A 21,572-nucleotide genomic window follows, 5' to 3' on the forward strand; every position below is an offset into this window, starting at 1 on the left:
GGAGAACCTTGAAAGCAGGCCAGAGCCCGGACCGTCTGGTCCAGGCACGGAAAAAGGGGAGGAAAGCCTGGTGCGCACCCGCGCCCGGGCAGGTGACGGAGAGCGTCAAATTCGGTCGCGCGTGGTCTGGCGACGGGTCTCGGTGTAGATGGGGGTGTGGATGGTCGCGAAGAACGCGCGCGCGTCATCGCAGTCCTTGGCGATGCCGGCGGTGAGGGCGTCGAGACTGTTGTACTTCAACTCGTCGTGCAGTTTGTGCAGAAGTTCCACGCGGATGATTTTACCGTAGGCCTCTTCGCCTCCCGGCGCGCCGGGCCAATCGAGGCAATGCGTCTCCAGCAGGACGCGCCCGCCGTTGACATCCGTCGGGTCCAGGGAAGGGCGCACGCCGAGGTTGGCCACGCCGCGCAGCGGTCGTTCATTCAGGCCATGGACCAGCACGGCGAAGATGCCGCTGGCCGCAGGCTTCCAGTGGTTGAAGCGCAGGTTCAGCGTGCGAAAGCCGTCGCCCGCGCCCTGGCGGCTTTCGGCCAGGCTGCGGCCCAGCTTGCGGCCGTGCACCACATGGCCGGAGATGGTGTAGGGATGGCCCAGCAGCCGCGCGGCGTCCTGCATGCGCCCCTCGGCCAGGGCTGCGCGCACATGGGTGCTGGACACGCGCAGGCCGTGCACCTCGTAGCTGTTCATGCGGGCCACGTCAAAGCCCTGGCGCTGGCCTGCAGCATCCAGCATGGCGTAGTCGCCTGCACGCTGGGCACCGAAGCGGAAGTCGTCGCCAACCAGCACGTATTTCGCGCCAAGGCCCGCCACCAGCACTTCGTCGATGAAGGCCTGCGGGGACTGGCTGGCCAGCGTCTGGTTGAAGGGCAGCACCACGGTCTGGTCCACGCCGCAGCGTTCCAGCTCCGACAGCTTGTCGCGCAACGTACCTATGCGCGCCGGAGCGATTTCAGGCCGTCCCAGGGTCTGGGCGAAGTAGTCGCGCGGATGGGGCTCGAAGGTCAGCACGCAGGTGGGCACGCCTCGCTGCGCCGCCTCGGCGGACAGCAGAGCCAGCATGGCCTGGTGGCCGCGGTGGACACCATCGAAATTGCCGATGGTCACGGCGCAGGCCGATTCCCGCCCTGGATGGTTGAAGCCTCGAAAAATCTTCATGGGACGCTTTGTTTTCAATAGCGGCTGGCACGCGCGCAGCCAGCGCAGGCTGTCAATCCGACATGGAAACAGAGTATATTGCCTCGATAAGGCCTGCCTTGCAGGCCCTGTGCACTGGTGGCTGCATTCCCGTTCACCTTGGTGTCAGAGGAGGCGTGTCGTGAAGGTCTTGAAGCTGTCGGCCCAAGGGCTGCCCCAATCCTGGATCACTCTGGAGCAGGCGGCGCTGCATTACGCGGCGGACGATGTGCGCTGGGAGTCCGGCGGAGAGGTCGCCTGTTTCCGCGGTGGCCACAATGCCGTCACGGGCTGCCAGTCGGTCATCCACATCAACAGCATCATCGGCACGCGCGGTGCGCCTTCCATCAATCCGCACAGCCTGCAGCCCGGCTTGACCAATGGCAAGCTGTTTGCACGCGACCGCTGCATCTGCGCCTATTGCGGCCGCTTGTTCCACGAAAACGACCTCACGCGCGAGCACATCGTGCCCATCTCCGCAGGGGGAGGCCACCAGTGGATGAACCTGGTGACGGCCTGCCGCTCCTGCAACCACCGCAAGGGTGCCCGCACGCCCGAGCAGGCGCGCATGCCGCTGCTCTATACGCCCTATATACCCAGCCTCTGGGAGGACTTCATCCTGCGCAACCGGCGGATCCTGGCCGATCAGATGGAGTTTCTGCTGCTGCACGTGCCCCGGAGTTCGCGCTGGGCGCGGGATGGCTTCGCCGAGGGCGGTGGTGCGCCCACGCACGAGGTGGCGTGGGCTTGATGAAGCCCGTCAGGCAGCGCGTCAGGCAGCGGTCTTGGTTGCCGTCACGACAAAGCCCTGAACCGGCTCGCCACCTTCCTGGCGCAGCACCAACTCCTCCGTCGAGACGCTGAAGCCGGCTTGCTTGCACAGTGTTTCGATATGGCTGCGCTTGTGGGCATAGCGCTGGCTGGATTGGAGGACCAGGTCGGGGCCTTCTTCCGGGGCTGTCTCGCAGGAGAAGATGAACTCGCCACCCGTCTTGAGAATGCGTGCGGCATTAGGGATGACCATCTGAGCATCGCCGACATAGATCAGCACATCCAGAAGAGTCAATACATCGTATTCATTGGCTGGCGTGTTCTGCAGCGCACCCAGCAGGTCTACATTGTGGAACCGATCGTAGACCCCATGCTTGGCGGCTTCCTCAATCATCTTGAGCGAACTGTCCACGCCGATCAGGAAACCTTGCATTGGCTTGAGGCACGCCCCCAACAGTCCTGTGCCGCAGCCCAGGTCGAGCAGGTTGAAATCCTTGTTGGGGTGACGTTCAATCAGTTGCTGGGCGACGAGCTTGGGCAATTGATAGCCGAGTTCAAGCACGAGGTGCTTGTCGAATTGTTTCGCCATGTTGTCGAACATGGTCATGTGTATTGCCACGGGTTGATGCGAAGGAGTTTCTCCCTTGGCCAGAGACGCATAGTGAGCGAGCGACTCATCCTCGGGGAACTGTTCTTGCAAAAGAAGTATGTCTGCCAATGCCGAAGTGGCCGTGCCGCCGGAAATATGTGATTTGACGCGGCCAAGGCGATAAGCGGGCTGTTCCGGGAATTCGGTTACCAGTTCGTCCCAGAGCTGCTGTGCTTCGGATTTTTGCCCAAGGCTGTCCAGGTCACTGGCAAGGTATTGACGCAGCATGGGATCGCCCTTATGCAACTCAAGGCCGCGGCGCAGGTGCCTGACAGCCATTTCCAGATGGCCTGCGCGATGCGAGATGTCAACGACCCCTGCCAGCACTTGTGAGTTGTGGGGTTCAATCCGGGCCACTTTTTCCGCAAGTTCCACGGCCGATTCGAATTCGTTATGCCGCGCACGAAACAGTGCTGTCTCAAGAATGCCAGGTCCCCACATGGGGGCAAGTTCGAGGCAGCGCTCGAAAGCTTCGCCTGCCTTGCCGATGTTCCCTGCCTTTTCAGCCATCAGTCCGCCCAGCATGAAGACGCGAGCGTCACCAGGCACTTGGCGATGAGCCTTGTTCAGAGTCTGGGCGGCTTTTTGCAGGTCGCCTTTCGCGATCTGCTGGCGAGCCATTTCCAGGTGCTTGCGGTTGATGTCGGCGGGGATGGAGGTAGCGCTCATGGACAGGTGTGTGTTTATGGCCAAGGAGAGGCGGGCGGTGATTGCGGCATGTGCCGGCAGGCCACGCCAGTGGCGAACTTTTCATTATCGTGGATTCTTCGCCCAGCCATGTTTCAAGTCGATGCCGGCAAGGTCTTGGCCTGTGGTGAAGGCAGGAGGCGCGGCGGCAGCGTGAGCGTGAAGCTGGTGCCGCCCTGCGCTGATGGCGCTGCCTGTATGTCGCCGCCGTGCAAGCGTGCAATGCGCCGGGCGACCCACAGGCCCAGGCCGAAGCCGCGGGCCTGGTCGGAGCGGTGGCCGCGTTCGAAACGCTCGAAGATGCGCTGTGCCAGCTCGGGCGCAAGGCCAGGGCCGTGGTCGCTGACGGTGAGTTCGAGCTGGTCGTGTTCGTCGGTGCGTACGCGTACGGCGATCTCTCCGGCCTTGGCGTATTTCACGGCGTTGTCCACGAGGTTGGACAGGGCGATGCGGATGAGTGTGGAGTCGCACTCCCAGGTGGCGGGCGCGTGGGCGCTGTCCAGGCGCAGATGGTGGCGGCGCGACCAGTGAACGAGCTGCACGGCGTCGTCCACCAGCTCCAAGACGGGAGCCTTGTGTAGCTGCAGCCGGAAGGCCGGGGCATCCAGGCGGTCGCTGATCAGGCAGTTGTCCACCAGGGTCGTCAGGCGCCTGCAGGCACGCCGGATCTGGGCGGCGCGCTCCAGCTGGGAGTCGATGTCGGACGAGGGAAAGGACAACTGCTCGGTGGCCGCGCTGTCCACCACGGCCAGCGGCGTGCGGAATTCATGGTTGACCATATTGAAGAACTGGCGCTGCTCCAGCCGCAGCCTGCGTTCGCTGTGCAGCGCTGCCTGCAGCGCGTTCTGTGCGCGCAACAGCTCGGCCGTGCGCAGGCGTACACGCTCCTCCAGCGCATGCTCGGACTTGGCAAGGGACTCGAGCAGCTGTGCCTGGCGTGCCATGGAGTCGCGGAATTTCTGGATCAGACTGGCGCCGACAGCCACGGTGATCACGATGTTGACCAGCAAGGTGTTGAGCTGCCAGAACACGCTGGTCTCTATGGTGGGCAGGCTGGCCAGGCCGACATAGGCCGCCGTCACATACAGGCCCATCAGCCCGTACATGGTGCTGGGAACCACCATCAGCACATGGACCAGACTGGCACGCTCGCGCAGCAGGTTGCTCCAGGCCACCACGGCAAACAGGGCGCTGATGGCCCAGGGCGCGCCCACCCCTATCCAGGCCCAATCCTGATAGCGGCCCAGCGGAATGCTGGGAAGGCACAGCAGCGGGATGATTCCCAGGACGAGCAAGGCCCGGTCCATGCGCCGCCAGCGCGTGTCGCGGGTCAGCAGTTCGCGCATCTGCCAGGCCAGCGCGGCGGGCAGCATCAAGGTGCCCAGGCTGACGCACAGATGGCCCCAGGAGGCGAGATGCTCAGGCAGCCAGATCTGCAGGTAGCCCCGGTCGCTGGCTCCGTGGATCAGCACGGCGATGGCGGCCACGGCCATGGCGGCCAGATTGCGCAGGCGCAGGGCCAGGGCCGCGCCGATGATCAGCAGGGCCAGCATGAGGTTGATGCCCTGATGGATGCCCGAGGCCCATTCCACGGCAGAGAACTGCGTCAACAGGCCGCTGCTGCGCCAGATCGTGGCGTCCAGCTGCATGGGGCTGGAGGTTTGCACGCGCAGGATGAAGGGCTGGCCCGAGTACAGCGGAAACACCAGCTGCCGAACATGCACGCGCGGTTCGTCGCTGGCCATATCGCCGCTGCTGCGCATGCGCCATGCGCCGTCCACGTGCTGGTAGAGCACAACGCGGTCCAGATAACTGGGCAGGATTTCCAGCCACAGCGGATCGTGCTCGGGGTCTGCCTTGCCAGCTGCGATGTAAGGCACCTGCACCTTGAGCCAATACACATCGCGCGTATAGCCCTTGTTCAGCGGTGTATCGAGCAGGGTGAAGTCCGTGTCCGGCAGGGCGGCCACCTGATCGATGGTGAGGCTGCCCTGTGCATCGACAAGCGCCAGCATGGGCAGGTCCGTGCCCAACTGCAGGCGCTTGGCGGGCAGGGATTGCCAGGCCGGGCTGAGGATGAAGCAGACCACCAGGAGCAGCGAAAACACCAGCCAGCCCGGCAGCGCCAGCCGGTTCAGTACGCGCAGCAGATTCAGGATACGCATGGCGAGGGGGGCAAGGTCGGCGAGGGGGGCGAAACGCAGGGCGTGGCCTCCGTGGCAAGGCCGCTGTCTCCGGGAATGTGGCTGGGCAGCGTCAGCGTGAAGCAGGTGCCGCCGCCCGGGGCTGGCGTGACCTGCACATCGCCGCCATGCATCCGGGCCACGCGCCGTGCCACCCACAGCCCCAGGCCGAAGCCTCGGGTCTGGTCCGCGCGTTCTCCACGCTCGTGCAGCTCGAAGATGCGCTGCGCCAGTTCGGGTGCAAGGCCCGGGCCTTCGTCGCTGACAGTGAGTTCCAGGCGAGCTTGCTCGTCCATGCGGGCGCGCACGGCGATCTCTCCGGCCTGGGCGTATTTCACGGCGTTGTCCACCAGGTTGGACAGGGCAATGCGCACCAGCGTGGGATCGCACTTCCAGGAAGCGGGGACACCGGCAGTCTCCAGCTTCAGATGGTGACGGCGCGACCAATGCACGAGCTGCACGGCATCGTCGATCAAGTCCATCACGGGGACCCGGTCGAGCTGCAGCCGGAACGCAGCCGCGTCCAGGCGGTCGCTGACCAGACAGTTGTCCACCAGGGCCGTGAGGCGCCTGCAGGCGCGGCGGATCTGGGCTGCGCGTTCCAGCTGGGAATCGATGTCGGTGGACGGAAAGGTCAGTTGCTCGGTGGCGGCGCTGTCCACCACGGCCAGCGGCGTGCGGAATTCATGGTTGACCATGTTGAAGAACTGACGCTGCTCCAGCCGCAGGGTGCGCTCGCCATGCAGTGCGGCCTGCAGCGCGTTTTGCGCATGCAGCAACTCCGCCGTGCGTGTGCGCACCCGTCCTTCCAGCGCATGTTCCGACCGGGCCAGCGACTCCACCAGCTGCGCCTGCCTGTCCATGGAGTTCTGGAATTTCTCGACCAGGCTGGCGCCCACGGCAATGATGATGAGGATGTACAGCAGCAGCGATTCCAGCTGCCAGTACATGCCTGCCTCGATGTCGGAAGACACCAGTCCCGTATAGGCCGCAGCCACGTGGATGCCCATGACCGTGTGCAGCGTGTAGGGAATCAGCACCAGCAGGTTGACGATGCTGGGCCCCTGGCGGAACAGGTTCTGCCAGGCTACCAGCGCACTCAGCAGACTGGCCATCCAGGGCACGCTGACACCCAGCCAGGCCCATTGCGTGTAGTGCCCCGTCGGTATGCTGAGCACGGCCAGCAGCGGCGCCACGGTCAGCAGCACCAGCATGCGATCTATGCGGCGCCATGCCGTGCCGCGCGTCAAGGTCTCGCGTGCCTGCCAGGCAAAGGCGGCGGGCAGCAGGAAGACGCCCACGCTGACCCATAGATCGGCATGCGGCGCCCAGGGCTCGGGCAGCCACAGCTGGGCATAGCCGCGCACATTGGCGTTGTGGGTCAGCACCACGAAGGCCAGCAAGGTCATGGCCATCAGGCTGCGCATGCGCAGGGCCAGGGCCGCGCCCGCGATCAGCAGGGTCAGCACCAGGTTCACACCCTGGTGCACGCCCGAGGCCCATTCCACGCTGGACAACCAGGCCATCAGCCCCGTGCTGCGCCAGACCGTGGCGTACAGCTGCATGGCGCTGCTGGTCTCGATGCGCAGCACAAAGGGCTGGCCAGAGCGCAGTGGAAACACCAGCTGGCGCACATGGATGCGCTGAGCCATGGGCACGGTGTCACCGCTTTCCCTCGCCTGCCACAGGCCGTGCGCCTGCTGGTAGAGCGTGACCCTGTCCAGATAGGTGGGCGTGATCTCCAGCCACAGCGCATCGTTGTCGGCCAGCCCGCTTGCGGGCGCAAGGGCGGGCGTGGCGATCCTCACCCAGTAAGCCTGGCGGGTATAGCCCTCGTTCAGAGGCGTGCGCCGGGTTTCGAAGGCATCATCGGGCAGGGCCGCGACCTGTTCAATGGTCATGCTGCGGCCCGCATCGGCAAGCACTTGCATGGGCAGGTCCTTGCCAAGACGCAGTCCCTTGTCAGGGGGGGGCATGGACGCCGGGCTCAGCACGAAAAATGCAAGCAGCCCGAGTGAGACCGTGATCCATGCAATAAACGTAAATTTTTGTGTGTTTCTCGGAACTGTGAGCATTCGAGAGTGTTCGTGCATGGCGGCGGACGTTCGCCCCAATGAAAATCCGCGCACCAATAGGCAAACATCATGCAGCAGACACTAGAGCCATCGATCGAGTTCACTGTCGCCGTCGTAGAGGATGACGAGGATATTCGTATCAATGTGTGTCGTTTTTTGACAAAGTCTGGCCTGCATGCCTGGGGCACGGATTCTGCAGAAGACTTCTACATAAAGCTACTGCGTGAGAAGGCTGATCTGGTCGTTGTCGACCTGGGCTTGCCCGGCGAGGACGGCCTGAGCCTGGTCAAGCGCCTGGCCGAGCAGGAAATTCCCGTCGTGGTGCTCACGGCGCGCGGGGACCTGGACAGCCGCATCGCCGGCCTCAATGCCGGCGCCCTGCAGTATTTCGTCAAGCCCACCGACATGAACGAGCTGGTGGCCGGCATCCGCTCACAGCTGCGCCGCAACACCGGCCAGCCAGCCCGGGCGCCGGCGCCCTTCCTGACCTGGCGCCTTGACCCCCTGTCGGCCTGCATGGTCGCACCCAACCACCAGATCATCGCCCTGACCAGTCGCGAGCTGGAATTGCTCGGCTGCCTGATGGCCACCCCCGGAACCATGGTGGCCAAGCAGACCTTGATCGAGACCATGGGCTACGCCGATGTGGATGACGGCTTCCACCGCATCGAATCGCAGCTGACGCGGCTGCGCCGCAAGACCCTGGATATCTCTGGGCTGGCCCTGCCGGTGAGGGCAGTGTTCGGCCGAGGGCTGGTGTTCGTGCCTTAAGCGCCCGCCACTTTTCCGTCTTCCCAGCGTTTTTGAACACGGCCGTTGGCACGTGAGGGATTCGTTCGTCCTTTTTTTGGGAAACCGCGCCTTCGCATGCCCCACCGGAGAACGCAAGTTGTTCTTGATTTGTGCAACGGTGCATTGGCACCACTCGACTAGAAGAAGGGGATTCCATGAAGCAATTGAATGCCTTGCAGCCCGCGCCTCATGGCGGGGCGTGGAGGAGGACCGGCAGATGGGCTGTGGGCTGTGCTCTGTTGTCCAGCCTGTGTGCACATGCGGGGTTCGTGAACGGCGACTTCGAAGCCAAGGATTTCACCGGCTGGACCCAGGGTATCTGGACGAACGATGGAACGACGGCGACAGCCACAACTAACCCCCAGAAGCTCGCGGACCTGCAGCGCCAGCCAGCGACTGCGAGCATGGACCCCCTCAACCAGGTGGTTCCGGACGCTCCGGAGGCGACCGTGCACGACCTGCTGTGGCAATCGACCCCCCCCGGCATGCCTGAGCTGATGCTGCCAATCCGAGCCATGAACTCTGCGCGTATCAATCTGACGGACAGCAAGATTCCTCGCAGTGTCAATCCACCCGTCGGTTTCAGCAAGCAGATCCAGTCGGTGAGTTCCATCCAGCAGGAAGTCACTCTGACGGCCGACGACGTGGACAAGGACGGAAAGATCCACATCCGCTTCATCGCAGCGCCTGTGCTGCATGACTCCAACCACGCTCCCAATGAGCGCCCGTACTTCGCGATCTCGTTGGTGAAGACCTACGATGTGCAGTCGAACACGACATTGGGTACGCCCAAAGAGTTGTTTTTCAAGTACCACTATGGCGGGCAGGCGGGTGTGGCCTGGAAGACCTTCACCGATAAGGGCGGCGAGACCCTGATGTTCACGGAGCCGCAGGCCTATGACGTCGCACCGGGCAACGAGGTGCTGCGCATAGGAGACAAGGTGCGGCTCGAAGCCATTGCCGCTGGCTGCAGCCCGGGCGGTCATTCCGGCCACCTATATGTCGACAACTTCACCACGGCCTTGCCCAAGGGCCTGTGGATCACGGCATCGGGGCCGGTGAGTGCCCCCAGGAATGACGCCACTGAGATTACCTACACCTACACCTACACGAACAGCAGCGATGCCGACGTGAGCAACGTCGTGGTAACGCCTTCCATGCCTCAGGACAGCGCTGGCAACTCGACTACCTTTGTTTCTTTGCAGGATACGAAGGGATATTGCGTGGGACCTGTCTCAGGGCCCACGGCGCCAGCGTCTTGCTCCGTCCCGTTGCTGAAGAAGGGCGAGACACTCAGTTTCACGATGACTGTGAAGGTGCCGGCCGGAACGCCCACGGACCAGATCAACAACGGCAACTATGTCATTGGCGGCGACGGTGTTGCCACTCTGCTCGGAGCCATGGTGCAGACCAACCTGCTGGACGCCACGGCCTCCAGCGACATGACCACGGACCCGAGCGGACTGCCGCCCAAGGGCACGGTGGGCGTGCCCTATCCGCCGACGGCTTCGTTCTCCTGCACCAACCAGGGCGCCGTCACTGCGAACAATGCGATCTGCAGCGTGACCGGCCTGCCGCCGGGGGTTGCCGTGGGGCAGTGCAAGGTGAATGGTGTGGACTGGGCCCAGGGCGATGCCGTCGCTGCAGGCCAGACGGTGATCTGCCCGGTCTCCGGCACGCCGACGGCTCCAGGCACTTCCAACGTACAGGTCACCACGGGCGCGGACAACGACGTGACTCCTGCCAACAACCAGGCGGCGGCGTCTCCTGTGGTGATTGCGTCCCCTGCGGGCCCAGCCTCCATCCCCACGCTCTCCGAATGGGGCCTGATCCTGATGTCCGGCCTGATGGGCATCCTGGGCTGGGGCATGGCGCGCCGCCGCCGCGCCAACCCGCTGTGACCGGCAGTCGGTCGTGACACAGGGCGCCCTTCGGGGCGCCTTTTTTTTCATCTGGGCGTGGCTGCAGCCAATTGACTTGCTCAATGTGTGATCGAATACGGGTTTGTACCTAGCGATATCCCCATGATCGTCCGTGATCGCCCCGCCGGCCTCAGGCTGTTTCTGATTCTGCGGGGCTCGGTGCTCCAGCGTATCCAGGTCACGCTGCTCGTGAACATCGTGTTCGCCGCCATCATCACCCTGGTGCATGGCAACCTGTTCGACGTCAAGATCACGGTGACGCCCATCCCTTTCACGCTGATCGGCCTGCCGCTGGCCATCTTTCTGGGCTTTCGCAACAACACCGCCTATGACCGCTACTGGGAAGGCCGCAAGCTCTGGGGCGAGATGGTGATCTGCGCGCGCACGCTGGCGCGCCAATGCCAGAGCCTCATCTCCATCGAGACCCTTCCCGACCCGCGCCGGCGCGACAGCGATGTGCGCGTGCGCATGGTGCACCGGGCGATTGCCTTCGCTCACCTGCTGCGGGCGCAACTGCGTGGCCTGCCTGGCGATGCGGCGGCCGGCCGCTGGCTGGTGGACGAGGAATGGCGCCAGCTCCAGGCCATTCCGTTGGAGCAGCGCTGCGACGCGCTGATGATGTCCATGGGCCGTGATCTGGCGCAGTGCGTGCGCCGTGGCGAGATGGACCCCTGCCTGGCGGCCTCCATGGACAAGACCTTCACGCGCATGACGGCCGCCGCCGCCTCGTGCGAGCGCATACGCAACACGCCCATGCCGTTCTCGTATGCGCTGCTGCTGCACCGCACGGCCTATATGTACTGCTTTCTGCTGCCGTTCGGCCTGGTGGACACGACCGGGTTCATGACGCCCTTTGTCGTGGCCATCGTGGCCTATACCTTCTACGGACTGGACGCGCTGGGCGACGAACTCGAAGAGCCCTTCGGCCTGGAGAGCAATGACCTGCCGCTGGACACCATCTGCCGCTCCATCGAGATCAGCCTGGGCCGCACGCTGGGCGAGACGGATCTGCCCGCGCCGCTCAGGCCGGTGGACTATCGGCTGACCTGAGGTGGAGGCTGCTCAGGCGCGGGCCGTCGTGGCCTGCCGCCAGGCTTCATAGAGGTCTTCGCCCTGATCGCGCACGCGGCGCTGCACCAGTTGCAGTTCGCGCTGCGCCTGCGGTCTGGCCAGCTCCTCATAGCCGCGTGCGGCCGACAGGTCGTAGGGCTCGCCATCCTCGTTGGAATAGGCCACATAGACCTGCTTCACGCCGGCCAGCAGCATGGCCGTGTAGCACATGGTGCAGGGATAGCCGCTGGCATACATGACGGCGCCGCCGAGGTCGGTGCTGCCCTGCGCCTTGGCTCCTGCGCGCAGGGCCTGCATTTCGGCATGGGCGCTGGGGTCGCACAGCGCCTCCACCTCGTTCACGGAGCGGGCCAGCACCTTGCCGTCTTTCACCAGCACGGCGCCAAAGGGCCAGGTCGGATGTTCGCGGTGCACATTGCCCATGGCCAGCCGTATGGACTCGAGCAGGTATCGGTCATGCTCGTCGTGGGAGGCCGGGGCCTGGTTGCGGTCGTTCATAGGGTCGTTCTCCTTGTCAATGAATCAGCTGCCGCGGTAGGTCGTGAAGAACCACGGCGAACACAGCATGGGCACGTGGTAGTGCTGGGCTGCATCGAAGATGGAAAAGCGCACCAGCACCTCGTCCGTCAGACCGTCGGCGGCCTTGAAGTGCTCGCCCACCTGGAAGCGCAGCTCGAACTGCCCGGTGCGGGCCTGCTGAGCGGGCAGCATGGGCGCGTCGGTGCGGCCGTCGGCATTGGTTCGCGCGCTGGTGATGCGCTGCGCCGGCGTCTGCGCAATGTCATAGAGCTCCACCTGCATGCCGGCCACGGGCCGGCCAGTGGTGAGATTGAGTACATGGGTGCTGATGCCTGCCATGGCTTGCCTTTCGTCGCTTTCGTCGGATTGCGGTATTTGCGTGCGGGCCAGTCAGCTGCCGCGCGAGTACGTGTAGCTCCACGGGCCGAACTGGATGGGCAGATGGATGCGCTCGGCCGTGTTCACGATCTGAAAGCGCACCGGCACCTTGGACAGAAAGGCCGGGCGCGGCAGCTGCGCGCCCTTGCGCGCAAAGTAGTCGTCCACGTGCAGCAGCATCTCGTAGCGGCCTGCGCGGTAGCTGTCGTCCACCAGCAGCGGCTCGTCCGCGCGGCCATTGGCATTGACCGTGAAGCTGCGCAGCAGAACGAAGTCCTGGCCGTCGAAGCGCGAGAAGTCGATGCGCAGGCCCGTGGCCGCCATGCCGTGGAAGGTGTCTATGGCATGCATGGTCAGCCGTGGGCTGGCGCCGTGCAGGACGATGGGGCCAGAGGCCTGGGCCGGCGCGGGCAGGGCGGCAGCAGGCTGTGCCTCGCTGGAGCCACAGACACCCGTCAGGGCCGATGCGCCCACGGCCAGGCTGCCCAGCGCAAACCGGCGGCGTTCCGGTGCCCTCGGGGCGGACGAATGGCTGTCCATGTTCATGTTCATGTTCTTGCTCATGTCATGTCTCCTCAAAGGCGGTTGCTGCGCTGCTGCATGCGTGCGATGAAGACGATGGCCAGCACGGCTGCCAGCACTTCGATGACGGCCACCAGGTACAGGCCTGGTGCCACCTTGCCCGTGGCGGTCTTGATCAGTCCCATCAGATAGGGCGCGCCAAAGCCCGCCAGATTGGCCACCGAGTTGATCAGCGCCACGCCCACGGCGGCTGCGCCGCCGCTCAGCAGCATGTTGGGCATTTGCCAGAACACGGGGATGGCGCTCATGGTGCCCACCAGGGCCAGCACCATGGCCGTGAGAGCCAGCAGCACGGGAATGCTGTCCCTGCCCATGGTCACCGCCAGGGCCAGCATGCCGGCGGCGCCGAGCAGCGCCGAGCCGGCAAAGTGCCAGCGCACCTCGCCGCTGTGGTCCGAATGGCGGCCGTTGAAGACCATGCCGGCGGCGCCCAGCAGATAGGCCGCACCGGCAATCCAGCCGACCTGCATGGGCGACTGAAAGCCCGCCTCGCGGATCACGGTGGGAATCCAGAAGGTCAGCGTCGAATTGGCACACAGCAGGCAGAAGAACACGGCGATCAGCAGCCAGACCTTGGGGTTGCCGAACAGCGTGCGCCAGTCGCTGTCCCGCTCGCCCTGGGCGCGGTGGTCGATCTCCAGCTGCTCGCGCACGATGGCGCGCTCGGCATCGCTGAGCCAGCGGGCCTGCTCTGGCCGGTCGGTCATGTAGAAATAGGCCACCACGCCGGCCAGCACCGAGGGAATGCCTTCGATGATGAACAGCCACTGCCAGCCATGCATGCCGTGCAGGCCGGCCGTGCCGGTCATGATGGCGCCGGCCAGCGGGCCGCCCAGCACGCCGGCGATGGCCGATGCCGACATGAAGGTGCCGAAGGCCTTGGCCCGGCGCTTGGACGGATACCAGTAGGTCAGGTAGAGGATGACGCCGGGGTAGAAGCCCGCCTCGAACGCACCCAGCAGGAAACGCAGGATGTAGAACTGCGCCGGCGTGCTGACCCATGCCTGCAGCATGCAGATCAGGCCCCAGCCGATGGTGATGCGCATCACCGTCTTCTTGGCGCCAATCCTTTGCAGCAGCATGTTGGAGGGCACCTCGAAAAGGAAGTAGCCAAGGAAGAAGATGCCGGCGCCCAGCCCGTAGACGGCTTCGCTGAAGCGCAGGTCGTCGAGCATCTGCAGCTTGGCGAAGCCGATGTTCACGCGGTCCAGCCAGGCCAGCACCCACAGCACGCCCAGAAAGGGCAGCAGGCGCCAGGAGATCTTCGAATAGGTGGCGTCGACCTGATCGACGGCGGTGGCGGTGCCGCTCAGCGGCACGGTGGGTGCACTCATGGCAGGGTCCTTGTCTCCGAATCGTTGTATGGGTGTGGACGCCTGCATGGTCGCCAGTCGCGGCCTTGTGCGAAACTAGGCCGCTGCTATAGGCCGCATATCAGATTGCATATCCCTGTGAGGTGCCCGCTTGTCGCGCAGTGACGACCCCTTCGACACCTATCTGCTGCGCGTGCTGTGCACCCTGATCAGCGAGCAAAGCGTGTCGCGCACGGCCATACGGCTGAACCAGTCCCAGCCAGCCATCAGCGCGGCGCTGCGGCGGCTGCGCGTGGTCTTCGGCGACCCGCTGCTGGTGCGCGACAAGAACCACATGGTGCCCACGGCCCGGGCCCTGCAGGCCGCGGAGCAGGCGCGGTCCGCGCTGGGCCTGATCGACGGCCTGCTGGAATCGGGCCGCGAGTTCGCGCCCGAGACCACCCAGCTGAGCTTCACCCTTGCCACGCCCGACTACCTGGCGCCGCCGTTCTTCACACGCGCCGTGCAGTTGTTGCGCGAGCAGGCACCCGGTGCCCGCCTGGTCGTGCTGCCGCTGGGCCCGCAGTTCGACTACGAGCAGGCGCTGCAAAACGGGGAAGTGGACATCGTCATCGGCAACTGGCCCAGCCCGCCCGAACACCTGCACATGTCCACCCTGCTGGAGGACGAGGTGGTCTGCCTCATGGACGCAGGCCATCCGCTGGCGGCGCCGGGCCAGCTGACCGTGGAGCGCTATCTGCAGGCCGCCCACGTGGTGTTCACCCCGTATTCGCGCGACCAGCGCGGCGTTGTCGAGTCCAGCCTGGGCACCATGCGAGTGAGCCGCGACCGGCGCGTGCAGTGCTCCTACTTCGGCCTGGCGCCCGACATGCTGGTGGGCACCGATCTGCTGCTGACCACCAGCCGTCACTTCGCGGCCTGGCATGCGAGGCGTCTGCCGCTGTCCATCGCGCCCCTGCCCATGGCGGCGGGCAGCATGCGCTTTTGCCAGCTGTGGCATTCATCGCAGCACCGCAGCGCATCCCATGCCTGGCTGCGCGGCCTGCTGGGCACGGCTGCCCAGGCGCTGGTGCTGCCCGCCTGACCCAGTCCGCACAACCTGCTATACGGGCTATAACAGCGCGCCACTGTGTGGCGCGCGAGGCGCTTTCTACACTGGCGCCATGACCACGACCACCCCCTCCAGCCCCTCTCTTTCCGAACTCAACGCCATGGCGCCCCAGGCCTTTGTCGCCGCGCTGGCCGAGGTCTTCGAGTACGCGCCCTGGGTCGCTGAAACGGCACAGCGCCAGCGGCCCTTTGCCAGCGTCGAGGCCCTGCACCGCAGCATGCTGATGGCCGTGCGCTCCCGTCCGCTCGATCAGGTGGTGCAATTTCTCTGCGGCCATCCCGAGCTGTCTGCGGGCGCGGTGCATTCGGGCACGCTGACCAGCGACTCCCTGCAGGAGCAACAGAGCGCGGGCCTGGGCGAGCTGCCCAGCGAGCAGGCCGAGCTGCTGGCGCGGCTGAACCGCAGCTACCGCAGTCGCCACGGCTTTCCGTTCATCGCCTGCGTGCGGCACTACACGCGCGCCGGCCTGTTTGCCGAACTGGCATCGCGTACCGAGCGCGAGACGGAGCAGGAATTCGCCGAGGCGCTGCGCCAGATCGGCTTCATCAGCGGCCTGAGGCTGGCGCAGCGCGTTGGTGCGGACACGGCCTTGGTGGAATGAAAAATGGCTCCCACGCTCCCCTTGCTGCGCAAGGTCCGCTGCCCGGCGATGAAAAAGCCCCGCAGTTTTCTGCGGGGCCTGGTGCGCTGCGCTGCGGTGAGGTCAGACCTCAGGCAAACACGCCTGCCGTGTCCTGCATCTTCGCGGAGACGATGCCCAGGTGATGCAGGGTGTCACCGCCCGTCATCTCCATCTGCGTCAGGCGCTTGAAGTAGTGGCTGCCCGCGTACTCGTCGGTCACGCCGATGCCGCCGTGCAGCTGGACCGACTGCTGGCCGACAAAACGCAGCGATTGGCCCAGCTGGACCTTGGCGCGCGCAATGGCCACGTGGCGTTCGGCCTCGGGCGTGTTCATCTTGAGGCTGGCGTAGTAGCTCATGGAGCGGGCCAGCTCCAGCTGCATCTTCATGTCGGCCACGCGGTGGCGCAGGGCCTGGAAGCTGGCGATCACCGTGTTGAACTGCTTGCGCTGGTTCATGTACTCGGTGGTGAGCTTCAGCGTCTGCTCCATGGCGCCCACGCCTTCGGCGCACAGCGCGGCGTTGGCGGCGTCCTGGGCCAGCGTGAGGGCGGCCAGGCCATCGGCCGCCACCAGCGTGGCCGGGGCTGCCTGGCAGCGCAGTTCGGCCGCGCGGCTGCCGTCCTGGGTACGGTAGCCCTGGGTGCTGACGCCGCTGGCGCCGCGCTCCACCAGGAAGAGGGCGATCTTGCCGTCCAGCTGGGCCGGCACCAGGAAGGCGTCGGCCGCATCGCCTGCGGGAACCACGCTCTTGGTGGCATCCACCGTGTAGCCGCTGCCGCTTTTGCTGGCCTTGGCTGCACAGACATCGAGGCGGTAGCGGGCCTGGCGCTCCTGGTGTGCCAGCACGACCAGGGCCTCGCCGCTGGCCACGCGCGGCAGCCACTGGCCGGCCACGGTGGCGTCGGCATGCTTGCCGAGCACGCCGGCTGCCACGAAGGCCTGCGCCAGCGGCTCCATCACCAGGCCACGGCCCAATTCCTCCATCACCACCATCACGTCGGTGGCGCCCAGGCCCAGGCCGCCGTGCTCCTCGGGCACGGTCAGGGCCGTCAGGCCCAGTTCGGCCAGCTCGCCCCAGACCTCGCGCGAAAAACCGCCCGCCTCGACGATGGAGCGGCGGCGCTCGAAGGTATAGCCCTTGTCCACCCAGCGGCGCACGGCGTCGCGCAGTTGCTGCTGGTCATCCGAAAAATCAAAGTCCATTTGTCTCACTCCTGATGCCGAATGGGGACGGCGCCCTGGCGCCCCTCGCATTCAGCGAAGCTCATGCTGGAACCCCCTCGCGGAGGGGGTACGGGGGAGTCGTACTGATGCGCACAGCGCAGACGGTTTTCGGCCTCAGCCGAGAACCGTCTGCGCGACGATGTTCCGTTGCACCTCGTTGGAGCCGCCGTAGATCGTCGTCTTGCGCATGTTGAAGTACGTCGATGCCAGCGGTGCGTTGTCCACCACGCCGCCGGGGAAGTCGCCCTGCCAGCCGGCTTCCATGGCCTCTTCGATGAAGGGCAGGCTGAAGGGGCCGGCGGCCTGCATCATCAACTCGGAGTAGCGCTGCTGGATCTCGCTGCCCTTGATCTTGAGCAGGCCGGCGATGTCCAGCGGGTTCTTGCCCGATTTCTCGGCCGACAGCACGCGCAGCACCAGCATTTCCAGCGCGACCACATCGACTTCGAGCTTGGCGATCTCGTCGCGGAAACGCTGGTCCTCGTAGACGCCCTCGGCCTTGGCGATGCGCTTGAGGCGCTCCAGCTCGCGCTTGGCACGGTTCACGTCGGCGATGTTGGTGCGCTCATGGCTCAACAGGTGCTTGGCGTAGGTCCAGCCCTTGTTTTCCTCGCCGATCAGATTCTCGGCCGGCACCTCGACGTTGTCGAAGAAGACCTCGTTGACCTCGCACTCGCCGTCGAGCAGCTTGATGGGACGCACGGTCACGCCGGGGCTCTTCATGTCCACCAGCAGGAAGCTGATGCCGGTCTGGGGCTTGCCCTCGTTGCTGGTGCGCACCAGGCAGAAGATCCACTCGCCGTACTGACCCAGCGTGGTCCAGGTCTTCTGGCCATTGACGATGTACTTGTCGCCCACGCGCTCGGCGCGGGTCTTGAGGCTGGCCAGATCCGAGCCCGAGCCGGGCTCCGAGTAGCCCTGGCTCCACCAGACTTCGCCGCTGGCAATGCCCGGCAGAAAGCGCTGCTGCTGCTCGGGCGAGCCGTAGGCCATGATCACGGGCGCCACCATCACGGGGCCGAAGGGAATGATGCGCGGGGCGCAGGCCAGGGCGCATTCCTCCTCGAACAGATGCTTTTGCACGGCGCTCCAGCCGGGGCCGCCGAACTGCTTGGGCCAGCCGTAGCCCAGCCAGCCCTTTTTGCCAAGAATCTTGGCCCAGTTCTGCAGGTCGTCGCGCGTCAGGCGCAGCGAATGGCGCACCTTGTGCGCAATGTCCTGGGGCAGGTTGGCCCGCACCCAGGCGCGGACTTCCTCGCGAAAGGACTGTTCTTCAGGGGTAAATGCCAGGTCCATGGACTGTGTCTCCTTCAATCCCGGCTTTTGTAGCACGCACGTTCTTTTTTGGACTGTCCAGGGCGTGACAACCTATGGCAATCCCTGATGCCGGGGCTGCCTGAGCGCAGGCGATCAGCTCGATTGGCCGGGCTCCTCCTCCAGCCCCAACTGCGCATAGACATGCGCAAGACGTGCCTGCAATTGCTGTACCTGGGCTTCGAGATCGACCACGCGCTGGGCCAGGGCATCGCCGCGTGCGCCTGCTGCCGCAGGTGCCGATGCGATCGCGTTCACGTCCACGGGGCCGCACAGCAGATGGGCCCAGCGCTGCTCGCGTGCGCCAGGCGCGCGTGGCAGCAGCACGACCAGCGGGCCGCCTTTTTCCTCGCTGCGTTCGCGCAGCTCTTCCAGGAAGGCTTCGACCGAGGAGATGTCGGCAAAGCGGTGCCAGCGCTCGGAGTTGATGCGCAGCTCGCCAGCCGTCTGCGGGCCGCGCAGCATCAGCAGGGACAGCAGCACGGCACTCTGGTCGGGCACGCCCACGCCGCGCGGGAAGTTGTGCTCCCAGCGCGTGGCGCGCGCGCTGCTGATCTGTACGGACATGGTGCGCAGGCGCAGGCTGTCCAGCGCTTCCTGGGCCTCGCCTTCGCTGACTTCCATCACCGGATCACGGCTGCTTTTCTGGTTGCAGCCCGTGACCAGCGCGTTGAGTGTGAGCGGGTAGCTGTCGGGCACGGTGCGCGCCTTCTCCATCAGGGTGGCCAGCACGCGGGCTTCGACAGCGGTCAGGGGGGTGGAACGGGGATCGAATGGCATGGGGGTCTGGGCGGAAGAAGTGACAAGGCCCGGCAGGGCCATGGGCCTTGCCGGGGCTGGCGCAGGCCGCGCGGCCTGCGGTGCGACAATCGCCGCCCATGAAAAATATCGTGATCCTGATCTCGGGCGGCGGCTCGAACATGGCTGCCATTGTGCGTGCTTCGCAGCAACAGGACTGGGCGCGGCGTTACGGCGCCCGCGTGGCCGCCGTGGTCAGCAACAAGGCCGAGGCTTCGGGCCTTGTTTTCGCGCGCGAGCAAGGCATTGCCACCGAGGTGCTGGACCACCGCCCGTTTCCCAGCCGCGAGGCGTTTGACGCCGAGCTGGCCCAGGTGATCGACCGCCACGCGCCTTCGCTGATCGTGCTGGCCGGCTTCATGCGCATCCTCACGCCGGGCTTCGTGGCGCATTACGAGGGACGCATGATCAACATCCATCCCTCGCTGCTGCCCGCCTTCACGGGCCTGCACACGCACCAGCGCGCCATCGATGCAGGCTGCCGCTTTGCCGGCTGTACCGTGCACCGCGTGACGGCCGAGCTGGATGTGGGCCCCATCCTGGAGCAGGCCGTGGTGCCCGTGCTGCCCGGCGACACAGCCCAGGCGCTGGCCGCGCGCGTGCTGGTGCAGGAGCACCTCATCTACCCGCGCGCCGTGGCGCAGCTGATGCGGGGCTAGGGCCTGCTCAAAGGCCTTCGCTCTGAAAGGCCTGCTGCTCCACTTCGGGGCAGCGTGCAAAGCGGGGCTGCTCCACGCCGTCGATGACCACGGTTTCATTGAACATGGCGGCCGGACGCACCCACAGGCCGCGCTCGCCATAGAGCGCGCGGTACAGCGTCATGGACTCGCGCGTCTCGCTGTGGCGCACGGTGGCAAGCACTTCGTAGGGTGCGCCCTTGTAGTGGCGGTACAGGCCGGGGGGCGTGGTGATCAGAGGGGGCAGGTCGTCATCGGTCATGGGGCGCCATGGTAGCTGTGCCGGCCCGGCGTTGCTCCGGGTTCCGACCTGTGGCCCTCTCGGATTTGCAAGGCGGTGGGACAATTGCGCCCATGCATCCCAAACAGCTTCTCGACGCCTGCGCCGAACTGGTCAAGCGCACCCTGACTTTCGAACACCCGGCCGACGCCGTGGTGTCACGCTTTTTCCGTGAAAACCGCAACCTGGGCCCGCGCGAGCGTGCCGCGCTGGCCGAAACCGCCTACACCGTGCTGCGCAAGAAGCTGCTTTTTGAGAGCCTGGCGCGTTCTGGCAGCGGCTCGCGCGAGCGCAGGCTGGCCATCCTGGGCTTTGCCCATAGCCAGGAAGCCCTGGCCCGCGTGGCCGGCAAGTCCGAGCAGGGCGTCAAGGAGGCGCTCGGCTTTGCGCGCGCGGCGCTGTCCCCCCAGGAACTGCAATGGCTGGACGCCTGCGATGCCGTGCGCCCCGATGAGCTGATGGAGCCGCACCGCCACAACCTTCCCGAGTGGCTGGTCGCGCCGCTCAAGCAGCAGCTGGGCGAGGATTTCTGGGCCTTTGCCCGGAGCATGGAGCAGGCCGCGCCGCTGGATCTGCGCGTCAATGCGCTCAATGCCAAGCGTGCCGATGTGCAAAAGGAACTGGCCGATGCCGGCATCGTCGCCGAAGCCACGCCGTACTCGCCCTGGGGCCTGCGCGTGCAGGGCAAGCCCGCGCTGGCCCGGCTGGACGCCTTCACGCGCGGCGCCATCGAGGTGCAGGATGAAGGCTCCCAGCTGCTGGCGCTGATGCTGGACGCCAAGCGCGGCGAAATGGTGGTCGATTTCTGCGCCGGCGCAGGCGGCAAGACCCTGGCCATTGGCGCGTCCATGCGCAGCACGGGGCGCCTGTACGCCTTCGATGTGTCCGGCCACCGGCTCGAAGCCCTGAAGCCGCGCCTGGCGCGCTCGGGCCTGTCGAATGTGCACCCTGCGGCCATCGCCCATGAGCGCGACGACCGCGTCAAGCGCCTGGCCGGGAAGATCGACCGCGTGCTGGTCGATGCGCCCTGCTCGGGCCTGGGCACGCTGCGCCGCAATCCCGACCTCAAGTGGCGCCAGTCGGCCAAGGCCATCGAGGAGCTCACGCAAAAGCAGGCGGCCATCCTGGCCAGTGCGGCGCGCCTGGTCAAGCCGGGTGGGCGCCTGGTCTATGCCACCTGTTCGGTCCTGCCCCAGGAAAACGAAGCCATCGCCGAGGCCTTTGCGGCGGAGCACCCTGACTTCGTGGCCATGGATGCCGGCGAACTGCTGGCCCAGCTCAAGGTGGAGCAGGGCGATGCGCTGTGCAGCGGCGGAGAGACCGGCACGCAGTACCTGCGCCTGTGGCCGCAGCGCCATGAGACGGATGGCTTTTTTGCCGCCGTTTGGACCCGGAAGCCGTAACTTGCAGACGCAATAAGCTGTAAATCG

The 21,572-nt window shown here is 65.7% G+C and carries 20 protein-coding genes; 8 read left to right on the forward strand and 12 right to left on the reverse strand.

Features of this window, described 5'->3' with window-relative positions:
* Positions 1-105 precede the first annotated feature (105 nt).
* Complete coding sequence (locus ACFPFG_RS25095) at positions 106-1,155, reverse strand: bifunctional riboflavin kinase/FAD synthetase (protein ID WP_380108723.1); 1,050 nt, start codon at positions 1,153-1,155, stop codon at positions 106-108.
* Positions 1,156-1,315: 160 nt separating this feature from the next.
* Between ACFPFG_RS25095 and ACFPFG_RS25100 the strand changes: the two genes are divergently transcribed.
* The gene (locus tag ACFPFG_RS25100; RefSeq protein WP_197955298.1) at positions 1,316-1,924 is read left to right on the forward strand and encodes an HNH endonuclease; all 609 of its coding nucleotides are present in this window, start codon (positions 1,316-1,318) and stop codon (positions 1,922-1,924) included.
* A 21-nt stretch (positions 1,925-1,945) separates the two neighbouring features.
* Here the strand turns inward: ACFPFG_RS25100 and ACFPFG_RS25105 are convergent, their stop codons facing one another.
* The 3 genes from ACFPFG_RS25105 to ACFPFG_RS25115 form a co-directional block, all read right to left on the reverse strand.
* Positions 1,946-3,262, reverse strand: a complete 1,317-nt coding sequence (locus ACFPFG_RS25105; RefSeq protein ID WP_197955300.1) for a methyltransferase domain-containing protein — start codon at positions 3,260-3,262, stop codon at positions 1,946-1,948.
* Between the two features lie 113 nt (positions 3,263-3,375).
* Positions 3,376-5,445 (reverse strand): sensor histidine kinase, encoded by a 2,070-nt coding sequence (locus tag ACFPFG_RS25110; protein ID WP_183019953.1) that lies wholly within the window; start codon positions 5,443-5,445, stop codon positions 3,376-3,378.
* The gene (locus ACFPFG_RS25115) at positions 5,433-7,439 is read right to left on the reverse strand and encodes a sensor histidine kinase (RefSeq protein ID WP_183019952.1); all 2,007 of its coding nucleotides are present in this window, start codon (positions 7,437-7,439) and stop codon (positions 5,433-5,435) included. The genes ACFPFG_RS25110 and ACFPFG_RS25115 overlap by 13 nt, the downstream gene beginning before the upstream one ends.
* 168 nt (positions 7,440-7,607) lie before the next feature.
* On the opposite strand from ACFPFG_RS25115, the gene ACFPFG_RS25120 reads away from it, so the two are divergent.
* The 3 genes from ACFPFG_RS25120 to ACFPFG_RS25130 all read left to right on the forward strand — a co-directional run bounded on the left by ACFPFG_RS25120 (position 7,608) and on the right by ACFPFG_RS25130 (position 11,302).
* Positions 7,608-8,309: a response regulator transcription factor gene (locus tag ACFPFG_RS25120; RefSeq protein WP_183019951.1), complete on the forward strand. Its 702-nt coding sequence runs from the start codon at positions 7,608-7,610 to the stop codon at positions 8,307-8,309.
* A 290-nt stretch (positions 8,310-8,599) separates the two neighbouring features.
* The gene (locus ACFPFG_RS25125; RefSeq protein WP_380108727.1) at positions 8,600-10,231 is read left to right on the forward strand and encodes an IPTL-CTERM sorting domain-containing protein; all 1,632 of its coding nucleotides are present in this window, start codon (positions 8,600-8,602) and stop codon (positions 10,229-10,231) included.
* 123 nt (positions 10,232-10,354) lie between these two features.
* Positions 10,355-11,302, forward strand: a complete 948-nt coding sequence (locus tag ACFPFG_RS25130) for a bestrophin family protein (RefSeq protein ID WP_183019949.1) — start codon at positions 10,355-10,357, stop codon at positions 11,300-11,302.
* A 12-nt stretch (positions 11,303-11,314) separates the two neighbouring features.
* Here the strand turns inward: ACFPFG_RS25130 and ACFPFG_RS25135 are convergent, their stop codons facing one another.
* From ACFPFG_RS25135 to ACFPFG_RS25150, 4 genes are read right to left on the reverse strand one after another with little or no spacing between them, the layout of a single operon-like run.
* Positions 11,315-11,821, reverse strand: a complete 507-nt coding sequence (locus ACFPFG_RS25135) for a nucleoside deaminase (RefSeq protein ID WP_183019948.1) — start codon at positions 11,819-11,821, stop codon at positions 11,315-11,317.
* A 24-nt stretch (positions 11,822-11,845) separates the two neighbouring features.
* Positions 11,846-12,181, reverse strand: coding sequence for a hydroxyisourate hydrolase (uraH, locus tag ACFPFG_RS25140; RefSeq protein ID WP_183019947.1), 336 nt, complete (start codon positions 12,179-12,181; stop codon positions 11,846-11,848).
* 51 nt (positions 12,182-12,232) lie between these two features.
* Complete coding sequence (locus tag ACFPFG_RS25145) at positions 12,233-12,784, reverse strand: hydroxyisourate hydrolase (RefSeq protein ID WP_232245728.1); 552 nt, start codon at positions 12,782-12,784, stop codon at positions 12,233-12,235.
* 11 nt (positions 12,785-12,795) lie between these two features.
* Positions 12,796-14,136 carry an MFS transporter gene (locus ACFPFG_RS25150; protein WP_183019946.1) on the reverse strand — a complete coding sequence of 447 codons (1,341 nt, stop codon included), beginning with the start codon at positions 14,134-14,136 and terminating at the stop codon, positions 12,796-12,798.
* A 130-nt stretch (positions 14,137-14,266) separates the two neighbouring features.
* Here ACFPFG_RS25150 and ACFPFG_RS25155 point away from each other — a divergent pair, with 130 nt between their 5' ends.
* Positions 14,267-15,199 (forward strand): LysR family transcriptional regulator, encoded by a 933-nt coding sequence (locus tag ACFPFG_RS25155; protein WP_197955303.1) that lies wholly within the window; start codon positions 14,267-14,269, stop codon positions 15,197-15,199.
* A gap of 79 nt (positions 15,200-15,278) precedes the next feature.
* Positions 15,279-15,827, forward strand: a complete 549-nt coding sequence (gene uraD, locus ACFPFG_RS25160) for a 2-oxo-4-hydroxy-4-carboxy-5-ureidoimidazoline decarboxylase (protein ID WP_183019944.1) — start codon at positions 15,279-15,281, stop codon at positions 15,825-15,827.
* 109 nt (positions 15,828-15,936) lie between these two features.
* On the opposite strand, the gene ACFPFG_RS25165 is transcribed toward uraD, so the two are convergent.
* The 3 genes from ACFPFG_RS25165 to ACFPFG_RS25175 form a co-directional block, all read right to left on the reverse strand.
* On the reverse strand, positions 15,937-17,052 hold the full coding sequence (locus ACFPFG_RS25165; protein WP_183019943.1) for an acyl-CoA dehydrogenase family protein: 1,116 nt from the start codon (positions 17,050-17,052) through the stop codon (positions 15,937-15,939).
* Positions 17,053-17,187: 135 nt separating this feature from the next.
* Positions 17,188-18,369 carry an acyl-CoA dehydrogenase family protein gene (locus tag ACFPFG_RS25170; protein ID WP_096913863.1) on the reverse strand — a complete coding sequence of 394 codons (1,182 nt, stop codon included), beginning with the start codon at positions 18,367-18,369 and terminating at the stop codon, positions 17,188-17,190.
* Positions 18,370-18,483: 114 nt separating this feature from the next.
* Positions 18,484-19,167 (reverse strand): YceH family protein, encoded by a 684-nt coding sequence (locus ACFPFG_RS25175; protein ID WP_197955306.1) that lies wholly within the window; start codon positions 19,165-19,167, stop codon positions 18,484-18,486.
* A gap of 98 nt (positions 19,168-19,265) precedes the next feature.
* Between ACFPFG_RS25175 and purN the strand changes: the two genes are divergently transcribed.
* Positions 19,266-19,844 carry a phosphoribosylglycinamide formyltransferase gene (purN, locus tag ACFPFG_RS25180; protein ID WP_012207170.1) on the forward strand — a complete coding sequence of 193 codons (579 nt, stop codon included), beginning with the start codon at positions 19,266-19,268 and terminating at the stop codon, positions 19,842-19,844.
* Between the two features lie 7 nt (positions 19,845-19,851).
* On the opposite strand, the gene ACFPFG_RS25185 is transcribed toward purN, so the two are convergent.
* On the reverse strand, positions 19,852-20,124 hold the full coding sequence (locus ACFPFG_RS25185) for a DUF1653 domain-containing protein (RefSeq protein WP_183019941.1): 273 nt from the start codon (positions 20,122-20,124) through the stop codon (positions 19,852-19,854).
* Between the two features lie 92 nt (positions 20,125-20,216).
* Here ACFPFG_RS25185 and ACFPFG_RS25190 point away from each other — a divergent pair, with 92 nt between their 5' ends.
* Entirely contained in the window at positions 20,217-21,545 is a 1,329-nt protein-coding gene (locus tag ACFPFG_RS25190; RefSeq protein WP_380108732.1) for an RsmB/NOP family class I SAM-dependent RNA methyltransferase, read from the forward strand.
* Positions 21,546-21,572 lie beyond the last annotated feature (27 nt).

The sequence above is a fragment of the Delftia deserti genome (assembly GCF_042653485.1).
Taxonomy (GTDB): domain Bacteria; phylum Pseudomonadota; class Gammaproteobacteria; order Burkholderiales; family Burkholderiaceae_C; genus Comamonas; species Comamonas acidovorans.

Coding starts and splice junctions, on each gene's coding strand:
- uraD (WP_183019944.1), top strand. CDS start 15,279: ATGACCACGACCACCCCCTCCAGCCCCTCTCTTTCCGAACTCAACGCC.
- ACFPFG_RS25165 (WP_183019943.1), bottom strand. CDS start 17,052: ATGGACTTTGATTTTTCGGATGACCAGCAGCAACTGCGCGACGCCGTG.
- ACFPFG_RS25115 (WP_183019952.1), bottom strand. CDS start 7,439: ATGCCCCCCCCTGACAAGGGACTGCGTCTTGGCAAGGACCTGCCCATG.
- ACFPFG_RS25120 (WP_183019951.1), top strand. CDS start 7,608: ATGCAGCAGACACTAGAGCCATCGATCGAGTTCACTGTCGCCGTCGTA.
- ACFPFG_RS25190 (WP_380108732.1), top strand. CDS start 20,217: ATGCATCCCAAACAGCTTCTCGACGCCTGCGCCGAACTGGTCAAGCGC.
- ACFPFG_RS25145 (WP_232245728.1), bottom strand. CDS start 12,784: ATGAGCAAGAACATGAACATGAACATGGACAGCCATTCGTCCGCCCCG.
- ACFPFG_RS25185 (WP_183019941.1), bottom strand. CDS start 20,124: ATGACCGATGACGACCTGCCCCCTCTGATCACCACGCCCCCCGGCCTG.
- ACFPFG_RS25150 (WP_183019946.1), bottom strand. CDS start 14,136: ATGAGTGCACCCACCGTGCCGCTGAGCGGCACCGCCACCGCCGTCGAT.
- uraH (WP_183019947.1), bottom strand. CDS start 12,181: ATGGCAGGCATCAGCACCCATGTACTCAATCTCACCACTGGCCGGCCC.
- ACFPFG_RS25095 (WP_380108723.1), bottom strand. CDS start 1,155: ATGAAGATTTTTCGAGGCTTCAACCATCCAGGGCGGGAATCGGCCTGC.
- ACFPFG_RS25130 (WP_183019949.1), top strand. CDS start 10,355: ATGATCGTCCGTGATCGCCCCGCCGGCCTCAGGCTGTTTCTGATTCTG.
- ACFPFG_RS25105 (WP_197955300.1), bottom strand. CDS start 3,262: ATGAGCGCTACCTCCATCCCCGCCGACATCAACCGCAAGCACCTGGAA.
- ACFPFG_RS25135 (WP_183019948.1), bottom strand. CDS start 11,821: ATGAACGACCGCAACCAGGCCCCGGCCTCCCACGACGAGCATGACCGA.
- ACFPFG_RS25110 (WP_183019953.1), bottom strand. CDS start 5,445: ATGCGTATCCTGAATCTGCTGCGCGTACTGAACCGGCTGGCGCTGCCG.
- ACFPFG_RS25170 (WP_096913863.1), bottom strand. CDS start 18,369: ATGGACCTGGCATTTACCCCTGAAGAACAGTCCTTTCGCGAGGAAGTC.
- purN (WP_012207170.1), top strand. CDS start 19,266: ATGAAAAATATCGTGATCCTGATCTCGGGCGGCGGCTCGAACATGGCT.
- ACFPFG_RS25175 (WP_197955306.1), bottom strand. CDS start 19,167: ATGCCATTCGATCCCCGTTCCACCCCCCTGACCGCTGTCGAAGCCCGC.